The sequence below is a fragment of the Cohnella sp. GCM10012308 genome (genome assembly GCF_042649185.1).
In the GTDB taxonomy this organism is placed as follows: Bacteria; Bacillota; Bacilli; order Paenibacillales; family Paenibacillaceae; genus Cohnella.
In genome coordinates, this window is the sequence record NZ_JBHRYU010000044.1 from 1 (window position 1) to 26,489 (window position 26,489).

At 60.6% G+C, this 26,489-nt stretch carries 13 protein-coding genes; 1 reads left to right on the forward strand and 12 read right to left on the reverse strand.

What is annotated here, in order from left to right:
* Positions 1-418: 418 nt before the first annotated feature.
* The 4 genes from ACFOTD_RS31005 to ypfJ form a co-directional block, all read right to left on the reverse strand.
* A complete protein-coding gene (locus ACFOTD_RS31005) occupies positions 419-661 on the reverse strand; it encodes a cysteine-rich CWC family protein (protein ID WP_378123815.1) in 243 nt (80 codons plus the stop codon).
* A gap of 16 nt (positions 662-677) precedes the next feature.
* A complete protein-coding gene (locus tag ACFOTD_RS31010; RefSeq protein WP_378123816.1) occupies positions 678-4,475 on the reverse strand; it encodes a glycosyltransferase family 39 protein in 3,798 nt (1,265 codons plus the stop codon).
* A gap of 213 nt (positions 4,476-4,688) precedes the next feature.
* Positions 4,689-11,444 (reverse strand): S-layer homology domain-containing protein, encoded by a 6,756-nt coding sequence (locus tag ACFOTD_RS31015; protein ID WP_378123817.1) that lies wholly within the window; start codon positions 11,442-11,444, stop codon positions 4,689-4,691.
* Between the two features lie 730 nt (positions 11,445-12,174).
* Positions 12,175-13,005 carry a KPN_02809 family neutral zinc metallopeptidase gene (gene ypfJ / locus ACFOTD_RS31020; protein ID WP_378123819.1) on the reverse strand — a complete coding sequence of 277 codons (831 nt, stop codon included), beginning with the start codon at positions 13,003-13,005 and terminating at the stop codon, positions 12,175-12,177.
* Between the two features lie 259 nt (positions 13,006-13,264).
* Between ypfJ and ACFOTD_RS31025 the strand changes: the two genes are divergently transcribed.
* Complete coding sequence (locus ACFOTD_RS31025; RefSeq protein WP_378123820.1) at positions 13,265-14,509, forward strand: TraB/GumN family protein; 1,245 nt, start codon at positions 13,265-13,267, stop codon at positions 14,507-14,509.
* Positions 14,510-14,581: 72 nt separating this feature from the next.
* On the opposite strand, the gene ACFOTD_RS31030 is transcribed toward ACFOTD_RS31025, so the two are convergent.
* From ACFOTD_RS31030 to ACFOTD_RS31065, 8 genes are all read right to left on the reverse strand, one after another.
* Positions 14,582-16,057 carry a stalk domain-containing protein gene (locus ACFOTD_RS31030; protein ID WP_378123821.1) on the reverse strand — a complete coding sequence of 492 codons (1,476 nt, stop codon included), beginning with the start codon at positions 16,055-16,057 and terminating at the stop codon, positions 14,582-14,584.
* Between the two features lie 151 nt (positions 16,058-16,208).
* Entirely contained in the window at positions 16,209-18,911 is a 2,703-nt protein-coding gene (locus tag ACFOTD_RS31035; protein WP_378123822.1) for a beta-N-acetylhexosaminidase family protein, read from the reverse strand.
* Between the two features lie 7 nt (positions 18,912-18,918).
* Positions 18,919-19,794, reverse strand: coding sequence for a fumarylacetoacetate hydrolase family protein (locus ACFOTD_RS31040; protein ID WP_378123823.1), 876 nt, complete (start codon positions 19,792-19,794; stop codon positions 18,919-18,921).
* A 24-nt stretch (positions 19,795-19,818) separates the two neighbouring features.
* On the reverse strand, positions 19,819-20,841 hold the full coding sequence (locus ACFOTD_RS31045) for a Gfo/Idh/MocA family protein (protein WP_378123824.1): 1,023 nt from the start codon (positions 20,839-20,841) through the stop codon (positions 19,819-19,821).
* 19 nt (positions 20,842-20,860) lie between these two features.
* Complete coding sequence (locus ACFOTD_RS31050) at positions 20,861-21,625, reverse strand: MBL fold metallo-hydrolase (RefSeq protein WP_378123825.1); 765 nt, start codon at positions 21,623-21,625, stop codon at positions 20,861-20,863.
* Positions 21,601-21,990 (reverse strand): RidA family protein, encoded by a 390-nt coding sequence (locus ACFOTD_RS31055; protein WP_378123826.1) that lies wholly within the window; start codon positions 21,988-21,990, stop codon positions 21,601-21,603. Before ACFOTD_RS31055 ends, ACFOTD_RS31050 begins: the two co-directional genes overlap by 25 nt.
* Positions 21,991-22,288: 298 nt before the next feature.
* Positions 22,289-22,972 carry a GntR family transcriptional regulator gene (locus ACFOTD_RS31060; RefSeq protein ID WP_378123827.1) on the reverse strand — a complete coding sequence of 228 codons (684 nt, stop codon included), beginning with the start codon at positions 22,970-22,972 and terminating at the stop codon, positions 22,289-22,291.
* A gap of 413 nt (positions 22,973-23,385) precedes the next feature.
* Entirely contained in the window at positions 23,386-25,839 is a 2,454-nt protein-coding gene (locus tag ACFOTD_RS31065) for a glycoside hydrolase family 31 protein (RefSeq protein ID WP_378123828.1), read from the reverse strand.
* Positions 25,840-26,489: the final 650 nt, after the last annotated feature.

The following is a 26,489-nucleotide window of genomic DNA, read 5'->3' on the forward strand; positions in this document are numbered from 1 at the left end:
AAATTCCATCTCTTCACAATCCTCGTTTGGGTTTAACTACTAATTCTCGATGGGTATGCTTAAATCCCTTCTAGGTTAGAAAAAAACAAAAAATCCCCCCGCCGAGGGGGGGGCCTAAGTAGTAACCGAATATACAGCTATTTTTGCCGAGATTGCACCGCCTGGTCAGAAAAGATGCAAATACGCAGGCATATTCCGCCATCAACCGGGTTTCCGGCTTGTGCTTTGCATTTGCCTGCACTTTTGCAGGTATTTCAACATGTGCTGCGAGTCGGTCGAGAATACCTGTACACATGCAGGCATTTGGCTCGTCAAACATCCATAAAGCGCCAGTACGCGGAGGAATGGGTCGCAGCAGGCCGGCAGCGAGGTTTGATAAAAAAAGGTGTCCGCGCCCTCAGGGCCGGACACCTTTTTTTTATTTGCCGCCCGCGGCGCAAGCCGGACAGATGCAGGAGCGTCCCCGAAGCGACGTCGGCACGCTTGCCAGAACGTCCTTGCCGATCGCCCTGCGCATGCACCAGCAAGACTCGGCAGGCCGGCCCTCCTCGATCGCGCAGCCGTTCGGTCCGCCGCAGAGCGGGCAGCGGTCGCGATTCGCGCTTTCCGCCGATATCCGTCCCGCAGCTCCGCCCGTGGCATTCGTTTTGTCGGTCGTCATTCGATTCCGCTCCTTCTCAGCCGTTAAAAATCCAGGAATTGAACCAACGGAGCGCGTGAGCGACATAGGATTTGTCCACCGTCATGCCGGACAGGATCGGATAGAACAGGACGAACAGCAGCAGCGCCGCGCCAAGGTAGCCGTAGACGTGGCCCCGCGTCAGCCGCACGCTCTCCCTGCCTTCCTTCAATAAATAAACGATCAGAAGAATGATAAACGGTACGCTTGCGAAAAAATGATAGATAAAGGTCAGGCGGGACACCCCGACCCACGGGAGATACTCTGCGGCTAGCCCGATCAGCAGAAAGACAAGCCGCGGATCGCGGGCCCGGCCCCTCAAGAGCAGGAAAATCGCGCCTGCGACGGCCGGGATGCCGATCCACCATACGGCAGGATTGCCCATCGCCACGATGCTCGACACCTGGTCCGCCGCGACTGCGCCGCCGTAATACCAGATCGGCTTGATCATCAACGGCCACTCCCACCAGCTCGACGCGAACGGATGGGTCGCCACCAGATGCGCATGGTAGTTATACATGAACTTCTGGTAGGTCAGCATGTCGTGAAAGCCGTGCCCCGGACCGGGTACGAGGAAAAACGGAATGTAGCTCGCCGTATAGATCAGCGCGGGCACGACCAGGAAAAACGGCACGCACCACAGCACGGTGCGCAGCAGGAACGCACGCTCCGCCCGGCGCCGCCACAGCGTGATCGCGAACAACACCGCAAGTCCGCCCCCCGCGTAAATATCGATCCATTTGCTCGCTGCCCCGAGTCCGAAGAACAGGCCCGCCAGCGCGAGCGGCACGGCGACGCGGCGGAAGCTTTCTCCCGCAAGAGCCCGTTCGTAATACTTGTACATGTAAAGATACATGAGCAGAATGAAGAAAACGCCGTAGACGTCGACCGTCGCGATGCGCGTCTGCGTGAAGTGCATGAAGTCGAACGTCAGCAGGAACGCAGCCGCGAAGGCAAGCTCGGTGCGCCCGAACATCCGCTTGGCAAGCAAATACATGAGCGGAATCATCGCGATGCCGAGCAGCGTGCCCACAATCCGCCAGCCGAAAGGGTTCATGCCGAACAAGGAGACGCCGAGCGCCATCAGACCTTTGCCGAGCGGCGGGTGCGTCGTCTCGTAAGGCTCGATATGGTGCAGGAACTCGTAAGCCGTGCGGCCGTGATAGATCTCGTCGAAATACATGCTGTTGAGATAAGACGGCTTCTTGGGCACGTCGCCCGGCTCGTCGAGCAGCGCGTCGCCGCCTTCGCTCGTCTTGGCCGGCGTCAAGGTGCCGCCCTCCGCGTCGCGGAAGGACAGCTCGTACAGCGTCCAGCCCGGATTCGATGCCGAGACGCGCACATACCGCTGGTTGATGGCGACAGGCTGCTCCTTCCATTGGAAGACGGAGCCGCCGTTCAGCATGAACGACAGGGCGCTCGTCCAGTTGCTGCCGTCCGCCGATTGCGACAGCTCGATCGTGCTGTCCTCCGCGCGCCCCTCGTCGCGTGTACCGCCGAACCAGATGACCGAGGCGACCGCCTGCGGCTCGCCGAAGTCGTACACGATGGCGCTGGCCGGCGCGGCGGGCGTCCAACCGGACTCGGGCGCGCGCATCGAGCCGAGGTTCACGAGCGCGAGGATGCCGTAAACGAGCGTCAAGCCGACGACGAGCAAGCGATCGAGCCGGGAAAACTTGGCGTCGGATGCCGATATGGCGGTCACGAACGCAGGTTTGGCGGGCGTCGATTTGGACGACGTGGTTTGGGCTGACGCCGCTTTGGACGAAACGCCGCCTTTGCCGCCTCTAGTGGAGTCGGCTGTTGCAGCCTGCGTGGCTGCCAGCGCCTTGCCCTTGTCCAGCGTCCAGCCAACGTAGACGGCGTAGGCCGAGATCGCCAGGTTGACGAGCGACAGGAAGCGGAAAAAGCCGTCCGTGCCGGATAAGTAATAGTTTTTATCCAATCCGAAGTAGAGCACGTAAGCCGCGTCCGCGAAATGCGTGAACGTAAGGCCGAGGAACATCCACAGCAAGCGGCGGTCCTTGAGCAGGATATACGTGAGCAGCGCAAGCGCGACGGCCGGGTAACCGTAACGCTCGTGCATGCTGGTCTTGAGGACGAACACGAGCAGGAAGGTCAAGTAAGCCAGGTACGTCCAGCGCGGCGCAGCCTGAAGCTTGCGATGCCGCCAGGCCAGCCAGACGACATAAGCGACGATGAGCACGACCGACAGGTTGCTCCAGAACGCCATCGCAGCAGTTACTTTGACGCCGTTCAAGCCGAGCAGGCCGTACAGGTTGGCCGCGTTCAGCGTGGCGTAGGGGTAGCTGTCGAACATCGCCTTGTAGCGCTCGACGATCCAGTCCGGGGATTGATGGATGGAGAACGGCAGTACGAGCAGGATAAAGACGGCTGCGCCGTACAGCAGCGACTCGCCCCAGGCCTTACGGCTGCGCCGAACGGCCAGCGCGAGCAGCAGCACCGGAATGGCGACGATCGCCTGCGGCTTGATCAGCACGGCGGCGGCGACGGCTGCCGTCGCATAGGGAAGCTTGCCTGCCGCGATCGCCCAGACGGCGAGCAGGATGAACAGCGCGAGGAACGAGTCGATCTGGCCCCATACGACCGAGTTGTGGAATACCATCGGGTTGAACAGGTAAAGAGAAGCGATCGCGGCGCCCGCGGCTGCGCCGAAACGCGGACGCGCGATGCGCAGCAGGACGTACGAGGACGCGAGATCGGCCGCGATCGACGGCAGCTTGAGCAACAGCGCCGAACCGGCGGACGGATAGCCGATATGCATCAGCTTCTGCAGCAGGCCGACGACGTAGAGCACATAGATATAGCCAGGAGGATAGTCCACGAAGATGTCTGCCGTATAAAAGCCGTGAAGGCCCGCTTCGTAAACATGGTTCGCCCAGAAATAAAAGTCGAGGGCGTCGATCGGGTGCCCCTGCATGAGCGGCGCGCAGACCGCGCGGATAAGCAAGGCGCCAGCGAAAAGCAGCAGCGCGACGCCTTTGCCCGTACGCTCCTTGCTCCCGTCTGGCAGACGCGCGTCTCCCGCGCGGCGCAAGTAGGAGACGACCGCCCAAGCCAAGGCCGCGTAAGCGGCGGCCAGCAAAAACATCATGGACGTATACGTGCCGCGCCCGCCTCCTGTGCCGTCACCGCCTGAAGCCGCCGCTCCTGCGTAGGCTTCAGGCCACAACGGAATGACGACGGCGCCTGCCGGAGCTTCCGCCAGCTTTTCGAGCGCGATATCGTCGAAGTCCGCCTTGCCGCTGTTCAGGCTGCCGTAGCTGCCGAGGCGGGCCGCGACGGTGACGCTCGTCTGGCCGGCGCCTGTCTTGCCGTACCATTCGACCTGGCGCCATTCGCCCTGGGAATCGCCGACCGACGGGAATGGAGCCGCGATGCCGAGTACGGAGAGGTTGCCGCCGGTTCGCTCGGCGATCCCGCCCGCGACCCGAATCCAGCCGGACAGCCTGTAGACCGTATCGGCCTCGACCGCTACCTCCTGGATCCAGCGCGCGTCGTTCTCGCTCGCGCTGGAGACGCTCAAATAGGCTTGCCCGCTATGGCCGCCGTCCTGTCCGACCGTCAGCGTGCTGACCGCAGCGCCGCCAGCATCCGACGTATATACGTCTTGCGCCCAGCCTTCGGGCAGACCTGTCCCGCCAGCCGAGCTCTCGGCGCCGCCGTTGCGGATCAGCGCCGCGGCTTCTTCGGCGTATGCGGCGGCAAACCCGCTTACGCAGCCCAGCATACCGATCATCAGCGCCAGCATCCATACCCCTATCGTTCTCCTCATGCTTCCCCCCGACGATCCCTGTGTTCTCGCGCAGCGGCGCGGCGCCCGGACGGCAGCGGCAGCCTCCGAAGACGCCGCCGGCCGCTAACCGGCAAGAAATGCGCATCTCCGCTTCGGAGCGAAGACGCGCATTTCCGTGTTCAAAACCTATTGACGATGCGATTCCTGTTTTTGTTACGGTACGCCCAGCGTTGACGCATCATGACGCGCCGGTTAATCGGCTGCGCTCGTCAGCCCCGCTGCCTGCAGCGTGCGGCTGAGCATCGCTACGGCTTCCGCCCGCGTCGCTGTGGAACGCGGCGCGAAGCGTCCGTCCGGCAATCCTTTTAGGATGCCTAACGAAGATGCGGTCCGCACTGCGTCTGCCGCCCAGGCATGGACGTCGTCCGCATCCGCAAACGTTGCGGGCGCATTCGCTTCCTCGTCCGTCATGGAGGACGCGCCGGCCAGCTTCAGCGCTTGCGCCGCCATGACCGCGATCTCTTCGCGGGTGACCGTCGCCTGCGGACGGAAGCTGCCGTCCTCGAAGCCGCGGACGAGACCGTAGCTGGCCGCCGTGCGCACCTCTGCAGCGTACCAGGCGATGCCGGCCACGTCTTGGAAGCCGGTATCGCCTCCCGGATCCCGGAGGCCGAGCCCCCGGACAAGCAGCGCCGCGAATTCGGCCCGCGTGATGCTGCGCGCAGGTCCGAACGCATCGCCTCCAACGCCTTTGACGATTAGTTTCGACGCCATCCGCTCAATTTCCTGCTTGGCCCAATGATTCGCCAGATCAGCGAACGCAGCGGTATGCGACACGACGGCGTACACGCTGTTGCCGGGGCTGCGGATCGTGACGATCGTGCCGCCGTCCTCGCTCGCCTCGAACAGTGCCGGCACGTAGACGAACGCTCCCGTCCCGTCTTCGTCCTGCCGGTAAACGACCGCCGTGACAGAGGCTTCGTCAAGACGATTAGCCGTCTTTAATGTGCGGTCGACGTAGATGCCGCCGAAGTCCGCGATCGTCTCGGTCTTGGCGCCGCTGAGGAGCGTTATGGCGAATTCGACCGGCGCCGCGACCAGCTCGAGATTCTGATGCTTCGCCGCCTCCCGGAGCGGTGCCAGGGATTTGTCTTCGAGCGGCTTGATCTCGAAAATCCACAATGCCTTCGGGTCCTGATCGTAACCGCGCGCCTTGATGAGCTTGGCGGCCAGCGACAGCGGGAACCGGTAAGTGCTATCGCCGCTTGCAATCGTCAGGACGGCGTCCGGTTGGTTATCGGCAGCCGCGAGCAGCGCTTGCACGGTAAACGGCGCGGTGCCGTCCGCCGCCGCGGATATCGCGATCGCTTGGCCTGACGCCGCCTTCAGCTTGGCGTCGTTAGCCGCAGCCGCGGCGTCGAGCGCGCTGCCGGCAGCTCCGCCGTTGCCGTCCCCTTCGGTAGCCGGCGGGTTAACGACCTGCGCGGACGCGACTTTTACCGTATACGTCCGCTCGGCTCCGTTATAGGCGACGCGCAGACGCGTCTCGCCCGCCGCGATGCCCTTCAGTACGCCCGCGGCATCTACGGCCGCGAAAGAGGCTTGCTCCGTCGCAAACGTCGATTGCTGCGTCACAACCTTGCCTGCGGCATCGTTCACCTTGATCGTCAGCGATGCGCCTGCGGTCAGCGCAAAGCCGTTCAGCGAACCGCCCTCGGCCGTCGCCGCGAACGGTTTGGCCGCGGATGCGAAGCCCTCGTTGACCTCGCGAAGAGCGAAGCCCGCCGAGGCGTTCGAGACGTCCGCGATTTTCGCGCCGCGAACGATGACGTTGTCGATCTCTGCCGCGCCTGCGACGGTCGGCGCAACCTGTACGCCGACGGTGCCGGCGCCGTCGAGCACGAGGTTTTGCAGCCGCAGCCTGCCGCCCGAAACGTCCTGCGTTCCGTTGACCACAACGCCTGCGTACGTGCTGTCCAGCGCCGCGTTGTCGCGTATGGCGATGTCGCCGGTCATGTTTTTCGTGTCGGCGAACAGCCAGAATGCGCCAAGATTGGTTTGCAGGCCCGTATCGTAGCTGCCCGTGCGGATCAGCGTATTGCGCTCGACGACCGTCGTACCTGCAAACGGGAGCGGGTTGAAACGCGTGGACACCGTAATGCCCGAGCCGTTGGCGATCGTATCCTTGGCTACGTTATCCTGAATCCGGTTGTCCGTGCCGCCGAAAACGGCGATATTGTTGGCGAGCCACGGCAGGCTCACCGTATTGAAGCGCGCCGTGTTATTAACGCTCGAAAGGCCGTCGGTCGACCACATCGCGATGCCGTCGTCGCCCGGGTAGCGCACGTCGCTCTGCTCGAGCATGCTGTCCGTCGTGCCGACGCTGAAGTTGATGCCGTCCGCCATCAGGTTGCGCATGCGCAGTCCGACCATATGCAAGCCGTGCGTATACGATTCGCCGTCCTTCACCTTGGTGAGCCACAGACCCGCCTTCGTATGCTCGATCCAGACGTTCTGCAGCACGGAGCCCGGACCGAAGCCGCCGTGGAACGCATTGGTGATCGCCTCGTCGTCGCGCACGTTGATATCCCCGTCGATGAGCAGATCGTAGACGCCGATATCGTCTCCTTTGCCGACGAACTTGGCGCCCGTCAACTGCGTGTGCCACATGCCCGCGCCCCGGATCTGGATGCGGTCCAGGTCGAGCAAGCCGTCCCGCAGCCCGTACTCGCCGGCAGGGAACCAGACGCCCTTGCCTTCGGTTTTCGCGGCATCCATCGCCCGCTTGAAGGCCGCGGTGTCGTCGATGCCGTCGTCCGGCGCCGCGCCGTAATCGTCCACGGACAGGAAGCCCTCGGGCATTCGCAGCGCAGCCGCCGCCTGCTCGAAGTCCGCCAGATCGATCGTGTAAAAAGCGGCAGTGCTGTCGGCATCCTTCTTAAGAGAGATCTTTGCGCCCGCAGGCACGTCGCCGATCAGCGCATGCGCTTCGTCGAAAAAGCGGTGCCCGCTGCCTTGCGTCGGATCGTTGGACCACGGATAGCTGCCGTATTCCCAGGCGTACTTGGACGTCAGCGTCAGCTTCTGCCGGAACTGGCCGTTGACGTACAGCCCTAGCGTCTCCGTACGGCCCGCGCCGTCCGCGCTGTCGGGAATCGAATAGCGCAGCACGATCGAGTTGGCCGGATGCGCCAGCGTGAACGCGACATAGTCGCCGGTCTCGCTCAGCTTCACGGCCTGGCGGCCGGAAGCTTCGGAGGCGGGATCGTAATACGAGCGAGAGGCGCGAAGCAGCTCGCCGTTCGTCTCGGCGTCCTCCGCCTCGTAGGTCGCGTAAGGTGCCGTGGCGCCTCGGTATGCCGGCGCAACGCTGTTCTTCAGGGTAAGCGAGTCAACGGCAAGGGAGGCCGTCTGACCGGCAACCGCACCTGCGTCCATCGGCTGCAGCGCGATCGTGTTCAGCCCTTGGCGCAGCGTCAGGCGCAGTGTCGCCGTCGACCAGCCTGCGCCGGTCGGCGGGAGACTGAGCGCGCTGGTCGAGAGTCCGTTGACGGCGACGCCGAGCGTCGACGAGACGGATGCGCCCGGCGCAGCGTAACGGACGACCGCGTCGTAGTCTCCTGCAGCCTGCGCGTTAACGGTAAAGGTCAGCTTGGCGTGCGCGCCGTCCGGATCGCTAGTGCCGGTGCCGGTTGCGCCATTAGCGCTCTCCGTGCCCGCAGCCCATCCGGATGCATATCCGTCCCCTGTATAGCCGGACAGGTCTTGCCGTGTCGCGACATCGCCGCCCATGAATGCATTTTCTGCTTCATAGATGACATCGCCCGGCAAGCGTTCGTAGTTCCAGCGCCCTTGCGCGGCGTCCGCGGCGTTGCCGTATTCGGCGGCTACTTCGGCATGCAGGAGCAAGCCTGCGCGATCGGCCGCGCTCCGAAGCTCCAGCAGCCCCTGCGTCTCGACTACCTCCCACTGCGAGGTCGCCTGTCCGCGCGTGACTTCGGCCGCAGCGATCGGCTGCCCCGCTTTGTCCAGCGCCAGCAGCCGTCCGCTTGCCCGGTTTTTGAGCAGCTTGCGGCCGTTGAAGTCTTGGAGCAGCCACTGCGCAGCCGCTCCGTTCTCATTGGCAAGCGCGATCGTTCCATCGCGGTCCGCGAGCCAGACGCCCCCGCTGCCGATCCGCGTGTAGGCGCTATCGTCGAAGATCGGCGTCGCCGTGTCCGTATTCGCCGCGCCTCCATCTTCCGGCGTCTCGTATTCTGCCGGCGCCGCCGCGAAGCTCCACCTCGCTGTTCCGAATGAAACCGGCACGAGCCCGCGTTCCGCATAACCTGCGGCGTTGTCCGTATGGACATATTCATCGTCGTAGCCGGCGGCCAGATTGCGGATCAGCCAATGCCCGGTTGACGAAGCCGAAGCCTCGATCGACCAGTCCGCAGCCGGATCCGAGGCGTCCGAGGCCGGCAGACTCTCGATGTACCGGTAATCCGGTGTCAGCGTCATGAGGTGGCCGGTCGCCCGGTTCTCGATCCGGGTCGCGCCATCCTGCTGGACGAGCCGCCAATGGCCGTACCCGTTGTTCTCGGCAAGGCTGCCGTACAGGACGACGCCGCCGCGGTTTTCATAAAGGTATCGACCGTTCGCTTCATTCTGTATGCGGATGTAGCCTTCGGGCAGCTCGGGCTTCAGCTCGACGGGCTCCGCCTTGAACAGCGCGTCGTCCGCGAAGTCTCCGCCGCCCGACTTGACGGTCTTGCTCACCTTCGTGCCCCCTGTGCCGTCCGCGTAAATATAATGGCCGGCCCAGCCGCTGCGGATCGCGGTATACCCGCTTTTGGACGCAGCCTCCAGATACCATTTGGCGCTGCCCCACGACTCGTACACGACCGCTTCCGTGCCGAGCGGCAGATTCGGCGCATCCTCCGATTCGTGTCCCGCCATGTTTTCCATCGCGATGTAGTGGCCGGTATTCACGTTCTTCAGACGCTTGGCCCCGCCGCCCGCATCCTCGACGTACCATACGGCGCGCATGTCGGAGGCCGGCAGATCGTCGTAGCGCACCTTGCCTGCCGCATCGCCTTCCGTTTCCTCGTAGAGCGATTGTCCTTGCTTGTTCGTAAAACGCAGGTGCGACGGTCCGGCGTCGTCCGCCGGAATCAGCGCCCAGTGCGGACTGCCCCAGTTCCGGTTGATCTCGGCGTACTCCGCATACTTGTTCAGGTTTTGCAGGTTGACCAGCTTCTGAACCTCCTGGTTTTTCACCCGGTCCGCCACGTTATAGATCAGCTTGGAGCCGCCTGCGAGCGATTCGACGACCCAGATGGCGCTCGTCCAGTTATCCGAAACGTCGGTGACGCGGATATGGCCGTCGGTCATGCTCTGCAGGTTGACATAATGGCCGGTGGCGCGGTTCTGGATCCGCTTGCGGCCTTGATATTTCTCGATCAGCCATTGGTCCCGTCCGTCCGTGCGCGGATTGCCGTACTTCAAATCTCCGCGATCGTCCTCGTACCAGACATAAGGCTTCCACTCGTTCTGAATGCGCACGTACTGCGGCGACCCGTCCGTCCGCGCCGCCGGATCCTCAAGCAGCCACTGCGCGGCGTCGGCGTCCGGATCGGACGCGCCCGTGCGCAGAACGCCGTCCTGAAGCAGCAACAGGCCGGAGCCGTCCCCGGCGGCGATGTTCACGTAGTCGTCGTACATATCGGAAGGCGCGAGCTGCCATTGATAAACTGCCGATGTCACCGACCCGGCAGCGCTCACCGCGAGCGGGTCGCCGGACGCCAGATAGCTTCCCGTCGCCGCATTGCGGATACGCTTCTTGCCGTCCTGGTCCTCGACGATCCATTGGTAAGCCGGGTCGTTCTCCCCGCCGGCCGCCAGCGCGCCATGATTCAGCAGGCCGCCGTCGCCTTCATAGAGATAGTCCGTGCCTGCGTCCGCCGCCGTGTAATTCACGATGCGGACAGGCTTGACGTCGTAGGCGGGCGTGATTTTCCAATGCGCGTTGGTTCGCCCCGCGTTCGACCAATCGTTGGACCTCGCGTACGTATCCTCGAACTGCGTATTGAGCACAAAAGCGGGATGTCCCGCGCTTACGATGGAGACGTATCCCGGTGCGGGATCGCCGTTCTCCGCCGCGGCGGGGGCGATCGTCCAGCGCTGCGCCTCTGCCGCGGACGCCGGGGCCGTCTCGATTCTGCGCCAATAATTGTCCGCGTCGAACTGCTCGATATAGTCGCCCGTCGCCCGGTTGCGGAGGCGCACGGTCTGCGCCGCTCCGGCTTGGCCCGACTCGACCTCCACGTACCAGTGCGCCTTCGGATCCGTCGGATCGATCTTGCCGAAGGCGACTACATTGCTCGTGCGCCCATCCTCCGGATTGGCCGTCTCGTAGAGGAACTGTCCCGCCCGAAACTCGTTCGCGATGAGCACCGGCTGCAGCGTCTCCGCCGGCTCGAACATCCATTGCGGGCTCTCGAACGTAATATTGATGTCATTGCTGACTTCGGCATAACCTAGCTGGTCCTCCTCGTGGATGACCAGGTTCGCGCTTGCATCGGCTGTCGCGCTCTTGATCACCTTGTAGCCCGGCCGGCTCGCGTCCTCGATGAGCCATTGATCGTCGGCCGTGCTGACTCCGATCTCGCGCGCGACGAGCGCATCCCTGCGCTTCGCCGTCTCGGCGATCGTGATATAGTGGCCGGTGGCGCGGTTCTGGATGCGCGTCCCGCCGGCCACCGGCTCGAGCCGCCACTGCGACGAGGCGTCGTCCAGCGCCGTCCGCCCGTAGCGCACGGTACCGTCCGAGCCCTCGTACAGGTAATTGCTCTGCCATTTATTCTTGATGCGTATGTAGGCCGGCGCAGTGACGCCAGCGCCCCCCGCATCCGCTTCCTGCATGCGCTGCGGCTCCTGCTGCGCGTTCTCCGCCGCGAACGCCGGCATCGATGTCAGCATCAGCAGCGCCGTCATGCACGCCGCAAGCCATTTTCTCCAACTGGACATGGTCTGGTGGCCTCCCCATAATATGGAATCCTTCTCATCGTAAAATGAAAACGATTCCATGACGATGTGCGTTTATGGGCGTTCTAGGCGCAAAATTACGAAGTTGGAGATCGGGCGCTGTCGCTCGATCGGGAGAGCGTTTGTAAAGCTAAAATTCTCATCTTCGGCACATAGATCGACTTTGGCACACCATTAACCGAAAAAACCGTCTATCTCCCGCACATTGACGCGCTTGGGCGCTCCGTTTATCGTCGCACATGTCTCGCCACCCGCATACCACTGCCCGCGTACCGCCATCCGCTTACCATCGCTTGCTTACCAGCACCCACATACCTTCACCCGAGTACATTCACCCGAGTACCATCACCCGCGCCTTACCTTCGCTGCAATTCCTGCAAATATACATCTTTTTCCGCCAATTCCAGCCCTCTCGAACAAAATAAATGCAAATGTGCAGGCATTTCCCTTCATCAGCCGGATTTCTGGCTTATGCTTTGCATTTGCCTGCATATTTGCAGGCATTTCGTTCAGCGTCACATCTCGACAGAAAATACATGTATACATGCAGGTTTTTACGACCGCCCCGCCAAACTTCCGAAAAGCTTGAGCACGTCTATAGCGCGCTTACCTGTCCTCGATTTGCCGCCGCCCGAATCCGCAAGGAATCACAAGAGGGCCGCTAGGAATTCCCCGGCAGCCCTCGATCAAACTTCCTGCCAACCGTGGCAGCCTACAGATTTTTAGCGCTAAACGTATCCCCGCCCTCGATCGTGCCGCTGTCGAAGCCCTTCTTAAACCACCGCATCCGCTGCTCGGACGTGCCGTGCGTGAAGCTCTCCGGCACGACGTAGCCTTGCGCCTTCTTCTGCAGCGTATCGTCGCCGACCGCGCTGGCCGCCGTGATGGCCTCTTCCAAGTCTCCCTGGTCCAGCACGTTCATATCCTGCGCATGATGCGCCCACACGCCAGCATAGTAGTCCGCCTGCAGCTCGGTCCGCACGGATTGGGCGTTGCTCTGCTTGGCGCCCATGTTCGTCGTGCCGAGCAGCGTCTGCACGTGATGTCCGACCTCGTGGGCGATGACGTAAGCCATGGCGAAGTCGCCAGGCGCCTGGAACTTTGTCTTCAGCTCGTCATAGAAGCTGAGATCGATATACAGCTTGTGGTCGCCCGGACAATAGAAGGGGCCGACGGAAGAGCCCGCCGTGCCGCACTCGGATTGCACGCTGCCGTTGTAAAGCACCAGCTTCGGGTCTTCGTACGTGAGCCCTTTTTCCGCAAAAAGCTGCGACCAAACGTCCTCCGTATCCGCGAGCACCACCGACACGAACTGAGCCAGCTCGTCTTCCTCCTGGCTGCCCTGGTAAGGCGTATCGCTGACGGAGCTCGTCGTCGTGCCCGTCATATTGTTTAAGATGCTGCCGATGTCCCCGCCGCCGAACAGCAGCGCGATCACCAGCACGATGATCCCGCCGATGCCGCCGCCAACCAGCTTGCCTCCGCCGCTCATCCCGCGCCGATCCTCTACGTTTGCGCTGCCCCTTCTTCCCTGCCATTGCATATTGGGTTCCTCCCGCCTTTATCGGTCTTCTATTTCGTGTAGATCGCGTGTCTGTCTCGAAAGCCATTGCTGACCGCTTATACGTCTATACCCGGCGAACCTGCCTTTCGCAACTGAGAATCCGCACCATGTCCCTGGAACGAGGTCAAATCTCTTATGTTTCATTCTTCCTAATTTTGTATACATTCTGGTAGGATTAAAGTTTTATCATTTAAAACGGGTCGTACGACCTAATCAGACGGACAGGAGTGTTGTGAAGTTGAAAAAGATCGGAGCTCTATTTCTTTCTCTCATCCTGGCAGTAAGCGTGTTCTCCGGCGCGGCTTCGGCCGCAGCCAAGCCTGTCAGCGTCTGGATGGACGGCTCGGCCGTGCAGTTCAAGCAAGGCGATCCGATGGTGGAAAACGGTACGACGCTCGTACCGATGCGCCCGCTGCTTGAAAAGCTGGGCGTCGCTTTGAACTGGGATGCCAAAAGTCAGTCGGTCATGGGAACGAAAAGCGGGTTGTCCTTCGCGCTCCAAGCGGGCAATCGCACCGCGGTCGTTAATGGCGTAGTCGTGACGCTCGACGTAGCGCCTCGCATCGTTCGCGGTACGACTTATGTCCCGCTGCGCTTCGTCGCCGAAGCGATCGGCTACAAGGTGACCTGGGACGCGAAAAATAACGCAGTCTCCCTGACGCCCCTGGGACAGCCTGGCGGAAGCACGGGCTTCCTGTGGAAGGCCGAGAAAAACGGCAACACGGTCTACCTGCTTGGCTCCATCCACGTCGCGCAAGCGCAGATGTATCCGCTGCGCGCCGAGATCGAAGCCGCGTACAAGGCGTCTCAGTATCTGGGCGTGGAAGTCGATCTGACCAAGACCGACGATGAATCGATCGAAAAGCTGATTGCGGACAATGGCATGTACAAGGATGGAACGACGCTCAAGGATCACGTATCCCCGGAAACGTATCAGGCGCTCGTCGACATTCTCAAGGCGAACGATATGCCGACAAATACGTTCGATCAATACGAGCCCTGGGTCGTCGCCCAATCGATTCCGACCGCGTCGGAGGAATACCAGGCCAACCTCGGCATTGACGCTTACTTCATGGGGAAAGCCGTCTCGGACAATAAGCTGATCGTACCGCTGGAATCGGCCGAGAGCCAGTTGGCTTTGTTCGATCGCTTCTCCCCGACGCTGCAGGAAGAGCAGCTCCAGGAAGCGATTAACGCTTATAGCGCCAGCAGCAACAGCGGGATGGATGCCCTCACGCGCATGTGGGTGACAGGTGACGAGACTGCGCTTCTCGCCCTCATCAAGGCTTCCGCCGAAGACCAGGAATATTACAAAGCGCTGGTCCTGGACCGCAACCTGACGATGTCCAGCAAGATCGAAGCCTACCTGAACGACGACCAGAACGTCACCCGTATGATCATCGTCGGCGCCCTTCATATGCTTGGCGACGACGGCATCATCACGCGGCTGAAAAACGACGGTTATACGGTCACGAAGCTCTAACCGAAGGCCATACGCATAAAACAGGGACCGGGCAAACGCCCGGTCCCTGTTTTATGCGTATTTATTAGCCGCTTACGGCAAATTCATGCTCAGCTCCGCGAGCTTGGAATCCCAGGCGACCGTTACGCCCATTTGCTTCAGCAAGGCGGCCGGCACCATGACGGCACCATGCCGCGTATACGGCTGCAGAGGCAGCATGATCTTCGCTCCATCCACCTCGGCCTCCGGCGAACGTTGGCTGATAACGGCCGTGGAACGGCCGACGGTCAGCTCGAAGGATGCGTCCGCGTTGACCTTCAGCGTGCCGCCGAGCGCCTTCAAGGTATCCTTGAGCGGGACCAGGAGCCGCTCTTCCGTCATGACTGCGGGATAAGCCGTCGAGAGCGGCTTGCCGTCGACCAGCATGCCGATCGCCGGCAGCACGGGCGCGGGCCTGTACAGCATCCGCGCGTCGTTCACGTTTGCCGATCCCGCTTCGTACCATTGGTTCCCGCCGACGCCCCACAATCTGCCCTGGGCATCGATCCCGAGGCCGTGATGATAGCCTGCCGCAATCTCGCGAATGCCGGACCAGCCGCCGATCTTGCCGACCGTGCCGGTCAGCCATTTGTTCGTCGACCATACGTCGCCGCCGGCCGTTCGGATCAGTACGGCGTCGAAGTTCGCGATCTCCGCCTCCTCGGCCTTCAGCGAGGTCGCGATCCGCGCCGGCTTGCCCTTGATCTTCATCGGCCCGGGGTTGGCCTGCTGGTACAGCGCTTCAAAGTCCAACTGCGCCTGCCACGCCCGGCCCGAAGTATCGACGCCGACGAGGCGATCCTGGTAGGCGGACAGCTGCTTCATCGCCGGAAAGCCTGCAAGACGCGCGGGGGGCAAGAACGCGAGCCCGCTGCCGTCGAGCTTCCGGATCGACCCGAAGCCCCAGACGGCGCCTGCGCCGTCGATCGCATAGACGAGATCGCCCTTGGCGATCATGCCCGAGAAGCGATAAGCGCCCGCAATCTGCGTAACGACGATCTTGGGCTTGTCCCCTGCCTGCGGCACGTAGGTCCATCTCCACAGCGTGCCGTCCTTCTTGAGAGCGAATCCCGGAACGGCCGCCTTCACGTCCTGCAGGCCGGGAATCTTCGTCGGCAGCGTCGTGCCGCCCTGTACCGCGCCTCTCGTTCCCCACTCCCAGACCGTTCCGTCCGTCGCGACGCCTGCCTGCGTGCCGACGCCGTTCGTCGAGATCGCGGCGATCGCCGGCAATCCCGAGAGCCGGACAGGTCTGTCGATCTCGCTCGTGACGCGGGACTCCAGGACGCCGAGCTCGCCGAACAGCGTCCGTCCCCAAGCCCATACCGTGCCGTCAGCGCGCAGGGCGGTCGAATAATATTCGCCGGCGACGACTTGGACAAAAGCCGTCGAAGCGACGGTGCGGACCTCGGACGCCGATGCTGCGGCGGTTGCGGCTACGGTCCTGCCCGGGCTCGCCGCGGACGCGCCGGCCGGCAGCAGCAGCGCGGCCGTGAGCAGCGCCATCAGTCCTTTATTTAAAATAGGCAATTGCATACATCCTTTCGTCGATGAGGATCACTCTTGATTAGACGCCGGGCAGGGTATAAAGGTTTCCTGGAATGTAAAAAACGCCCGCCGCGTTTCGGCGGCGGGCGGCAGCGGGAAGCGGCGGGCAGCAGCAGACGATAGCAGACACGCTTTACGGAGCGGCTATCTGTCTTTCAATCCGGTGAAGCTCTTCGATCACATGCCGGCAATTCAACGTTTTTTCCCGTAAATCCTGAGCCGTATAATAGTAATGATTGCTGGCTTCGAATCCGATCCGGGAGTCCCGGCCGACAAGGTCGTACAGCTGCCTGGCGTTGCCGGCTTCCTCGCGTGCGATGTCGATCAGTCTGCGGCAAGCCTTCAGTCGAACGGACGGGCTTCTCGCGGCGACATATTTATCGCGCGTTCTCACAAAAGCAATTTGCAAAAAAGCGCTGTAAAAATGAAGATAGGCTGCCGACGCCGCAGTCGTCAATTCCTCGAACGCCCGCTCCGAACCGGGAGACAGCTTCTTCTCCGCCGCTTGCAGCATGCGCAGTCCTTTCTTCCAGCCGCTCGCCAGTTTCTTGAATTGGCCGGCGAATCGGGCCGCCGGATAAATGCCCCGCCAACTCTTAAGATCGTCGTAAGGATTGCCGATCATCGTCGCTTCGAATCCGGTCGGGTCTAAGTGCAGCAGGTTGGCCGGCCCGAAGTTTTGCGGCGCGAAATACAGCACGGCCAGATCGAAGGGGAACTGCCGGAACGCGCCGCTTAAGGCCGCCGAGGCGTCGGCGATCGCCCGTCCCGCCGCGCTCCCGAACCTGTCTTCCATTCTTTGTCGGATACTCGGCTTGGCAAGCGATCCGGATTCCCAGTAATAGTCGGCCGCGAGCGCAAGATTCAGGGAGGGATAGCCTCCCAACGTCCAGCTCAGCATCAAGCTCGTAACGCCGGATTCGCTCAAGCGGTCCAGATGCTCCTCGATCAGTTGAAACACGGGCAGGAAAGGCACGGCCGAGCATTCCCACGTATTGTTGAATTGGACCTTCGCCGCCGTGCGCAGCCCCCGGGCCTGCGCCGCTTGCCAGCTACGCAGCGACTTATCGCCGGGACCGACGACGGACATCGAATAGTCTGCGACCTGCCCCCGAACGCCGGCTACGTTCGTCGGAATCGCTTCCTCGCTCGTGGCCATTACGATGACGTTATCCGGAAGCTTTTCGATGGCGGATTCGATCTCTTTTTCCGTCCATCCCCAGCTAGGCGCCCACCCCCATGTCCAGCAAAGAATGCGCGCCTCGGGCTTGACCCGGAATGCGCCTTCGGCAATGATGCCGTTGACTTCCGCCGCCACCTCGCCCGGCCTCCGCAGCGCGCAGCGAGGGCAATTGGTGACGCCGTTCACCGCGCGGGAATAGCAATGCGTCCAATTTTCCGACATCGTAATCGTGAACAATCCGGCCAATTCGGGAGCTTCGCGGAAAAGCCGGGAGATTCCGTCGCGCAATAGGGCCTGCACCCCGGGATGGGACGTGCACATCGTCGCGGAGCCGTCCTCGGTATGTCCCTGCCAATCGGGTTTGTCGGCAAAAAAAGCGACGGGCATCGAACGCGGTTCGTTGCAGTACAAGAAAACGCCAATACTGTACTTGGCCGCACGCGCTGCCAGAAGACGCAAGCCGGCGATCCGCTTCTCCCAGTCCGCGGACATCCCCTCCGGCAGGCCGTCGAGGGGGACGAAATTATATAGTACGCTCTGCAACCAAATGCCGTTGACGCCCGCCTCGGACAGCCGTTCCAGCAAGTCTTCCGGGTAAGGGTCCGATTCCGGCGTCAGGAGCGGGTCTCCGTACACCGCGCTGTACGAATAGATGATGCGCAGATCGAACTTGGTCGTCCTTGCGTACGTTCCCGCCATGAGATAAGGAACCTTTCCCTGACCGGTCTGCCCGGCAATCCATTGCAGTCCCCGCATGATGCCGGTCTCCGCCGCCCCCCGGATCGTGATCAGGTCCGTCCCCACGATAACCTCGTGATCCTCCGAGCGAAGGGAAGCATCCGCCGCGATCTCGATTCGCATCACCGGTTGCGAAGTTTCTCCGGACATGATGCGCGCGAAAGGCTTCTGAACGATCCATTTCGTTCCCCATATCCGTTCATGCCTCTCCGCGAACCGCTCCAATGCCGAATCGAGAATGGAGGTTCCGTCCGGCGCCTCGATCGTCCAAGGAATATCCAGCCGGACCTCCCCTGGAGAGGGTCCCCGAAGCTGAGCGCGATGCCGCATATCCGGCTTTCGACCGTAATCGAGAAAGGCGAACGGTTTTTCAAACATTGCTCCCGGTGCTGATCCTGTTCCTGACGACGTTCCTGATCCCGACGCCGTTCCTGTTCCCGATTCCGTTCCGGCCCGCTGCAAATCCGGCAGCCCGGCGACCGTTTCCCGGATTTGCCGCGTCCGCTCCTGTTCCTCCGCAGTCAATGGCCGGTATCGGACCGGCTCCGTCCACGGCTTGAAGCTGCCCAGCTTGATCCAGAGGAAATCGTCCTCCTTCAGCGTAAAAACCAGCTGCGCCTCCGTCCAGCCGAGCAGCTCGAGCAGCTGTCCGAACGGCAGCAGATGCCAATTGGCGCGAATGATCGTAATGTAGCCTCTCTTGAGCCATATCTCTTCGTTTCCCGTCGCCGACACTTCGAGTCCCAGCCCGGAAGCGACTTCCTTGATTTGCTTTTCGGAAGCTCCTAGGGCCGAGGCCAGCCGCTTAATCGGAACCAAACCCCAGTTCCGCCAGACGACGGCCTGCATGCGCGTAGGAAAATGAGGAATCGGAAGCGCCTGCCGATCCGGGTCCGTCCGCAGCTCCAGCATCATTGCAGCCTCACTCCCCCGTTTTGGCGCGCATCCGATTTTCCAGCCTGCCCAGCTTGTCGATCGCAAGCACGAGCTCGTCCCCGTCCTTCAGCCACTCGCGCTTCTCCGGCGGGTAGCCGAAAATGACGCCTTGGGGCGTTCCCGTAAGAATGATGTCGCCCGGGCTAAGCGTCATGTATTCGCTAATGTAACTGACCAGCTCGTCGCAATAAAAGATCATGTCCGAAGTATTGGAACGCTGCCGGACTTCGCCGTTCATGCTGCAGCTCAGTTCGAGATCATTCGGATTCCCCGCCTCGTCGGCCGTCACCAGGTAGGGGCCGATCGGACAGAAATGGTCCAGGCTTTTGCCGAGCAGCCATTGATTCGTCCTGAACTGCAAATCTCTGGACGACAGGTCGTTGGCGATGCAGTACCCGAACACATAATCCAGCGCCTCGTCTTTGGAAACGGCGCTCGCCGTCCGGCCGATTACGATAGCCAGCTCGACTTCGTAATCGCCTTCTTTTACGTATGCGGGCAATGGAATCGTCTGTCCATGGGCGGCGACGGCATTGTTGAATTTGTTGAACAGCACGGGGAATTCGGGGATGCTCATGTTCGATTCCGCGGCATGCTCGCGATAATTCAACCCGACGCAAATGATTTTCCCCGGATTCGGCACGCAAGGGCCGAACGTCAGGTCTTCTTCGCGCAGGATGGCGCCTGTCTCGACCGCGCCGCGCACATGCGCCTCGATCCGTCCGACGACCTGTTCGCCGCCGGCGATCAGCGCCTCCATCGTCCGCGGCCAGTCGCCCGTCGCGGGAATGGCCGCCACGCCGTCCCCCGTGCGGACGCCCAGCCTCAATCCTTCATCTGTCGCATACGTCATCAGCTTCATTTTTCGCCTGCACCCCCTTCTCTATTATTCATGAACGACGGAATCGCCTAGCGACACTTCTCGCCCCGACTTGCAGGAGGCAACGATCGCGTCCGCGACTTCGACGCCATGAACGGCATCGCTAAAAGAAATGACGGCTGGCTCTTCGCCCCGTCCGATACAGCGGCATATATACGTCAGCTGCTCCCGCAGGCAGCCTACCGATTGCCCATGCAGCCTGGCATGAATGTCCGTATCGGGCGTCAGTCTTCCCGCGCCGTTCCAGAACTGCAATCCCCCGTCGCTCGTCTCGAAACGGGCGGTCCCGCTCCGTCCGGTCACTTCGATCGCGTCCGCGATCTCGACGCCCGCCTGGTCTGGCGTCGTCCAGCTGCTATTCAGCACGGCCAGCGTCCCGTTCTCGAATTCGAGGTTCGCCCACAGCACTTCCGGAGCGGCGACGCCGGGATGGCGGACGGATCTTCCGTAAGCCTTCACGCTTCTGACCCGGCATCCGGCGTACCAGATCGCCAGATCGATATCGTGGATCATTAACTCGAAGACGGTGTGCACGCGCTGAAACGTCTGGAACAAAAATTGCTCCCGCGAACGCTTCATGTACATGCTCACCGGCGCGCCGACCTGTTCGGACTGCAAGGCTTCCTTGATCGCGGCATAGCGCGGATCGAACCGGAGCAGGTGCCCCGGGAACAGCAGCTTGCCGCTCGCGGCGGCCGCTTCCTGCATCGCCCTCGCCTCGTCCGGCCGTGTCGTTACCGGCTTTTCCACGATGACATGTTTGCCCGACTTCAACGCTTTCACAGTTGGTTCAAGATGCTGGCTTTCAAAGGTGACGACGCTGACAAGATCGATATCATCGCGCCGGATCAGGTCATCGGCATTCTGGTATATGTTCGCAATTCCATAAACCTTTCCGGCTTGCTCCAAGCGTTCCGGGGAGCTGTCGCATATCGCGACGACTTCCGCCGTTCCGAGCGAGCTAAACGCTTCCAGATGGCACATGCCCCATCGGCCCAAACCGAGAATCCCCACTCTCACTTTTTCCATCCGGTTCTTCCTCTCCTCGCTATAAATTCGGCGGTACGTCGAGCCGCCCGAAGCAGGCTTGCGCCTCGGCGACGGCTCTCCATGCTTCTGTCAGCAAGATGACGCCATGCCCGGGGAACAAACTGTCGATACGGAGACCGTGCAGCTTTTCCACCGTTGCCGCGTATTCGGAAATGACGCAGTCCCAGACGTTTTGAATGACGACCTTGCCGCCCGCGAATACCGAGTCGCCTCCGAACAACAGCTTCCTTCCGTCCCGTTCGAGCAGAAAGGAAAGATGCCCGCGCGCATGACCCGGCGTATCGATCGCCTTCAGCACGAGATCGCCGATCGCGATCTCGTCGTTCTCCCGCAAGCCTTTGGCTACCGGACAAGGCGGAAATTCATAATCCGCCGGATATACGCCCGCCCTGACCGCTGCGTCGATGCTCGTCTTCTCCCGGTCTCCGCGTTCGATCCAGGGCAGGATTTCCTTGGAAGCCATCACCTGTATGCCGTATTTCCGTTGAAAATAAGCGGCGCCGGCCGCATGGTCGCCATGGCCGTGCGTGAGCAGCAGCACCTGGATTTGCGTCGGCGAGACGCCCAAGCGCTCGATATTCGCCGCGATCCGCCCGGGCTCCAAACCTCCGCCGGCATCGACCATCGCGTATTTGCCGTTTCCCCCGTCCAGCAAGTAGACGTTGCAATCCATCGGATCACTGAGCCGAAAACCGTATTTGCCGCTGCCGACCAGATAGATGCCTTCATCGACTTGGATCATGACGGGATATAGGCGATGCATTCGATCTCGACGCGCATGCCGGGAGGAAACTTAACGATTTCGACCGTGCTGCGCGCGGGCGGATCCGCTTGGAAAAACCGCGCGTAAACTTCGTTATATGCCGCAAAGTCGCTCAACTCGTCAATGAAGGAAGTCACTTTGACGACATGCTCCATCGAAGTGCCCGCCGCCAACAGAATTTGTTCCATATATTCGAGCACGATTTGCGTTTGCCGCGCCATGTCTCCGGGAAACAGCACTTTCCCGGTAACGAGATCGAACGGACATGTGCCCGCTACGTACACCATGTCGCCCAGCTTGACGGCCTGCGAATAAGAGCCGCTGGGCTTCGGCGCTTTGTCGGTACGTATGATTTCTTTCTTCATCGTCGCATGCTCTCCTCTTGTTCGATCTTGTAACTGCAAGCCAGCAAATAGTAGAATTCGGCCGCCTGCACGACTTCCGCAACGGAAAACCCTTCCTGCGCGGAGTTGAGCCTGCGCGATCGATCCCTGACCCAACATCCTCCATTCGTTAAGTTTAAAACATAATAAATTATATATAATATTTAATATGTATCTGTCAACTATTTAAACGAATTCTCTAGAATTTCTGGAATCGCTTACATAAACACGAAAACAGCGAAGCGACAAGCCAAAAAACTTGCCGCTACAAGCCCCTGCTTTATCCATCCATTTTTTCTTCTGGCCACAATTCCAAAGTGTTCGTACGATCTGCGGAACCGTTGTTCTGCAGCGTTTGGATGCACTCTTTGAAGGAACGGTGAATATGCCTTCTCATTACCTTTTCCGCCTCGTCCGGATCCCCTTTTTGGAGCGCGTCGATCAGCTCTTTATGCTCGTCGTATTCCTTTTGCTTCGTCGACTTCATCCCGATGATTCGGTTGGCCAGTTCGATCTGGAAAGAAATCGAATCGTAAATTTGGATCAGTCTGGAATGGCGCGAGAATTGAATGATGCTTTGGTGGAGGTTTAACGATTCCTTCAGCAACGAGTCTACTTCCGGATCGTTTAGCTTTTCGCCCATCTCGTCGTACAAATCGACAAGAAGCCGGAGCTGCTCTTGGGTCACGTTTAACGTCGTCAGCCGCATCGCCAAACCCTCCAGGGAAGCGCGAAGCGAATAAATTTCAAAAATATCCTTTTCTTCCATGTCCTTTACGATCGGTCCCCGGTTCGGAACGATGTTGATGATGCCCTCTCCCGATAGCAGCCGCACGGCCTCGCGGACCGGCGTTTGACTGATGCCCAGTTCCTTGGCGACCTTCGTTTCGACGATTCTGTCTCCCGGATTAAGCTCTCCGTTCAAAATTTGCTGCTTAAGGAGCGTAGCTAGATCTTGGCTCATGCTCTTCTTTTCCAAAAAAGACTGCTTCGTTATATTGTTCATTCTTGTCCCGCTCTCTACAATATAAATTTTACATTATATATTATATCACATCGCCTTGTGTTTGCATTCCCTTCATAAGATAACCGAAACCGAGGATGTTGCGCATCACCTCGGAACGCGTCAGTATTCGGTTCATGCCCTCGCAGATCGTCGATTGTATATATTGCAAGTTGTGGCTGCGTGTCTTTGCCATCGTTACCTGAATGGCTAAGCGAGCTACGCGGGGGCAGCAGATGCGCGCTTCGCCGGAGACCCTCGAGCTTACGGAAAACGGTCTCCGACTTGAATGCCGGAGACCGCCTGTTCTGTAACGCGTATTCGTAGGACCGAGCGAACGTGTCGCCAGTCAAATTGTCCGAATCCACGTTTCTTTAGAAGAACCGCAGATTAAAGCTGCCCGTCGCGCCTTCGACGACAGCGTGAAGCTGCCGGGCTTCGGCGTCGTAGGTCCATTCGAGTAGCGAGGCGCCCGAAGCCATCGCCTCCGTAGGCGCCGAAGCCATCTGCCGCACGACGATCCGGAGTGTCTGCGAAGCCTCGGCCGTCCCTGTCTCCTCCGCCTCGCGGACGAGCGGCAAGCCGTCGTGCGCTAGCTCGCAGCGCAGCGTGGTGCCCGTGTCTTTTTGCTCCGACCAGTTGAACTCGCGAAGCCGATAAGCCCCTTGCTCGTATGCGTAAGTCTTTCCGTCGTCTTCGTACAGACGAAATTGGCCGTCTCTTCCTGCATATACGGTCAGCGTGAGCGGCTCCGATTGCGCAGCGGCGTCGTCCGCATACATCGCAAGCGGCTGCTCTGCAAGGATCCCGCCTGCGCGGACGTACATCGGCATCGTCGCAAGCGGTGCGGCAGCGAGAATCCAGCGCCCGCCCTCATGGCGCTCGCCCGTCCAATAGTCGTACCAGATGCCGGCCGGCAGATAAACCGCGCGCGAGAACGTACCTGGTCGCAGAATCGGCGCGATTAGCAGGTCCGGACCGAATAGGAACTGGTCGCACAGGTTGTAGACGGTCTCGTCGTCCGGATACTCCATAAGCAGCGGCCGCACGATCGGCAAGCCCGATACGGAGGTCTCGTAGAACAATGCGTACAACGTCGGCATGAGCCGATACCGGAGACCGATATAGCTGCGGCAGATGTCTTCCACCTTTTCTCCGAACAACCAGGGCTCCTGCCGGATCGTATCGATGGCGCTGTGATTGCGGCAGAACGGGGTGAACGCGCCGACCTGCGTCCAGCGCGCCAGCAGCTCGCCCGTCGTATGGTGCGAGAAGCCGCCGATATCCGGTCCCGCGAACGCGACGCCGGACAAGCCCAGATTGAGCACCATCGAAATGCTCATCGCGAGGTGCTCCCAGTAAGCCCGGTTGTCGCCAGTCCACACGGTCGCATATCGCTGAATGCCCGCGTAGCCCGCGCGCGTCAGCACAAAAGGCCGCTCGCTGTTAAGGTGACGCTTCATGCCTTCCTGCGTCGCCTTCGACATCAGCATGCCGTACAAATTGTGCAGCTCGCCGTGCGTCCTGGGATCGCCGTTGTTGGCGTGAACGACGTCGAGATCCATCGTTTTGGACTCGTTGAAGACGGACGGCTCGTTCATATCGTTCCAGATGCCTTTGATGCCGTGGCTCGTGTAATGAACGTGAAGATCGCCCCACCAGGCTGCTGCGCCGTCGTCCGTGAAGTCCGGAAACGCGCTCGGCCCCGGCCACACCGGACCGATAAAAATCTCGCCCTCGAGCTTGCGGCAAAAGTAACCATTGCGGATGCCCTGTTGATATACGGGATACGAGGGGTCCTTCTTCACGCCCGGATCGACGATCGGGACAAGCTGGAAGCCGAGCGCCTCAAGCTCCCGCATCATCTCCAGCGGACGGGGGAACGCCACAGGATCCCAGCTGAACACGCGGTATTCGTCCATATAATGAATGTCCAGGTACAACACGTCGCAGGGAATCCTCTTTTTCCTGAAGGTCCTTGCCACCTGCAGCACTTCATCCTGGCTCATGTAGCTGTAGCGGGACTGCTGATAGCCGATCGACCACTTCGGCGGCAGCGGCGTGCGCCCGGTGAGCTCCGATAGCTTGCGGACGACGTCCTTGAGCGTCGGTCCCTGAACGATATAGAGGTCCAGCGCGCCCTTCTCCGCCGAGATCTGATAGCGATCCGCGCGGGTACGCATGTCGAAGGCGGTGCGGCCCGGGTTGTCGAGCAGCACGCCATAAGCAGGACGGCCATATCGGAAATGGATGCTCCACGGGATCGACTGATAAAGCGCCTCGATATCCGGCACATGCGGCGCGTATACGTCGCTGTTCCACATCTCGTAGCGCTCGCCCTTTTTATCGAGGAAGCCCGTCTTCTCGCCAAGGCCGTAAAAGTGAGATTGTTCGTCCATCGCAAGCAATGCCGTCTGCGCTCGCTTCTCGTTCCATTCGATGCCGAGCAGGTTGGCCAGCTGCTCGCCGCGGCCGTCATAAATTTTGAAGCCGAAAGGAGACTTGACGGCGACCGCCCGCAGGCCCGGCGAAGCGATCGTATATGTGTCCTCGTCTTCGGATAATACGATTTCTCCAGATCTGGTTAACGGTAAGATGGCGGGCGTCGTGCCGAGATCCGGCGCGTTTTCGCCGAAAAAGACTTTGAGCCTTAAAATGCCCGCCGTCACGGGGACGATCGCCAGATTCGCGTTATCGCCGTAAAGCATGACGCCGCCGTCTTCCAACCGCGCGGCACCGGTCAGTCGCCCGATCCGGCTGAGCGAGTGCTTAAACGGATCCTTGCCCGGACCCTGATGATCGGGATGAATCTCTTCGCTAGTCAACATGCGCTGCGACACCTCTGCCTATTAAGATTGCTCCATGATAGCAAACGCCGTGCGGGAGCGTAATAAGCGGGGCTACGCAATGTATGCGCAGGATTACGGAATTGAGAGATTGAACATACTTACTTTCCTGCTGATCCCTTGTGCGCTTGCGGCACGCTGCCATACAACCGCAGAAGTCCCGGAAAAGAACTAACCAGACCGCTCTCCGTATCTCTCTGTCGTAGAAGTCTCGGTTAGAAACTAACTCGACTCTTTGCCGCGTAATCTGCCTCATAAGTCTCGGTCAGGAACTAACCAGCACGCTCTCCATGCCTCTCTGTCGTAGAAGTCTCGGTTAGAAACTAACTCGACTCTTTGCCGCGTAATCAGCCTCATAAGTCTCGGTCAGGAACTAACCAGCACGCTCTCCATGCCTCTCTGTCGCAGAAGTCTCGGTTAGAAACTAACTAATTCGGCATCCCGCCGCTCCTCTCAACTGCAGATGTTCCGGACAGCAACAAAAACGACTTCATCCTTTTGCACGCCAAGCCTCGATTAAAATCCTTATCTTGCCTACTCCGGAAAAGTCATGTAAGCTAAGAACATCAGCAATCAAATTGTCAGCCTGAAGCACAGGCCGTCTGCTCCGAATACATTCGGACGGGCGGCTT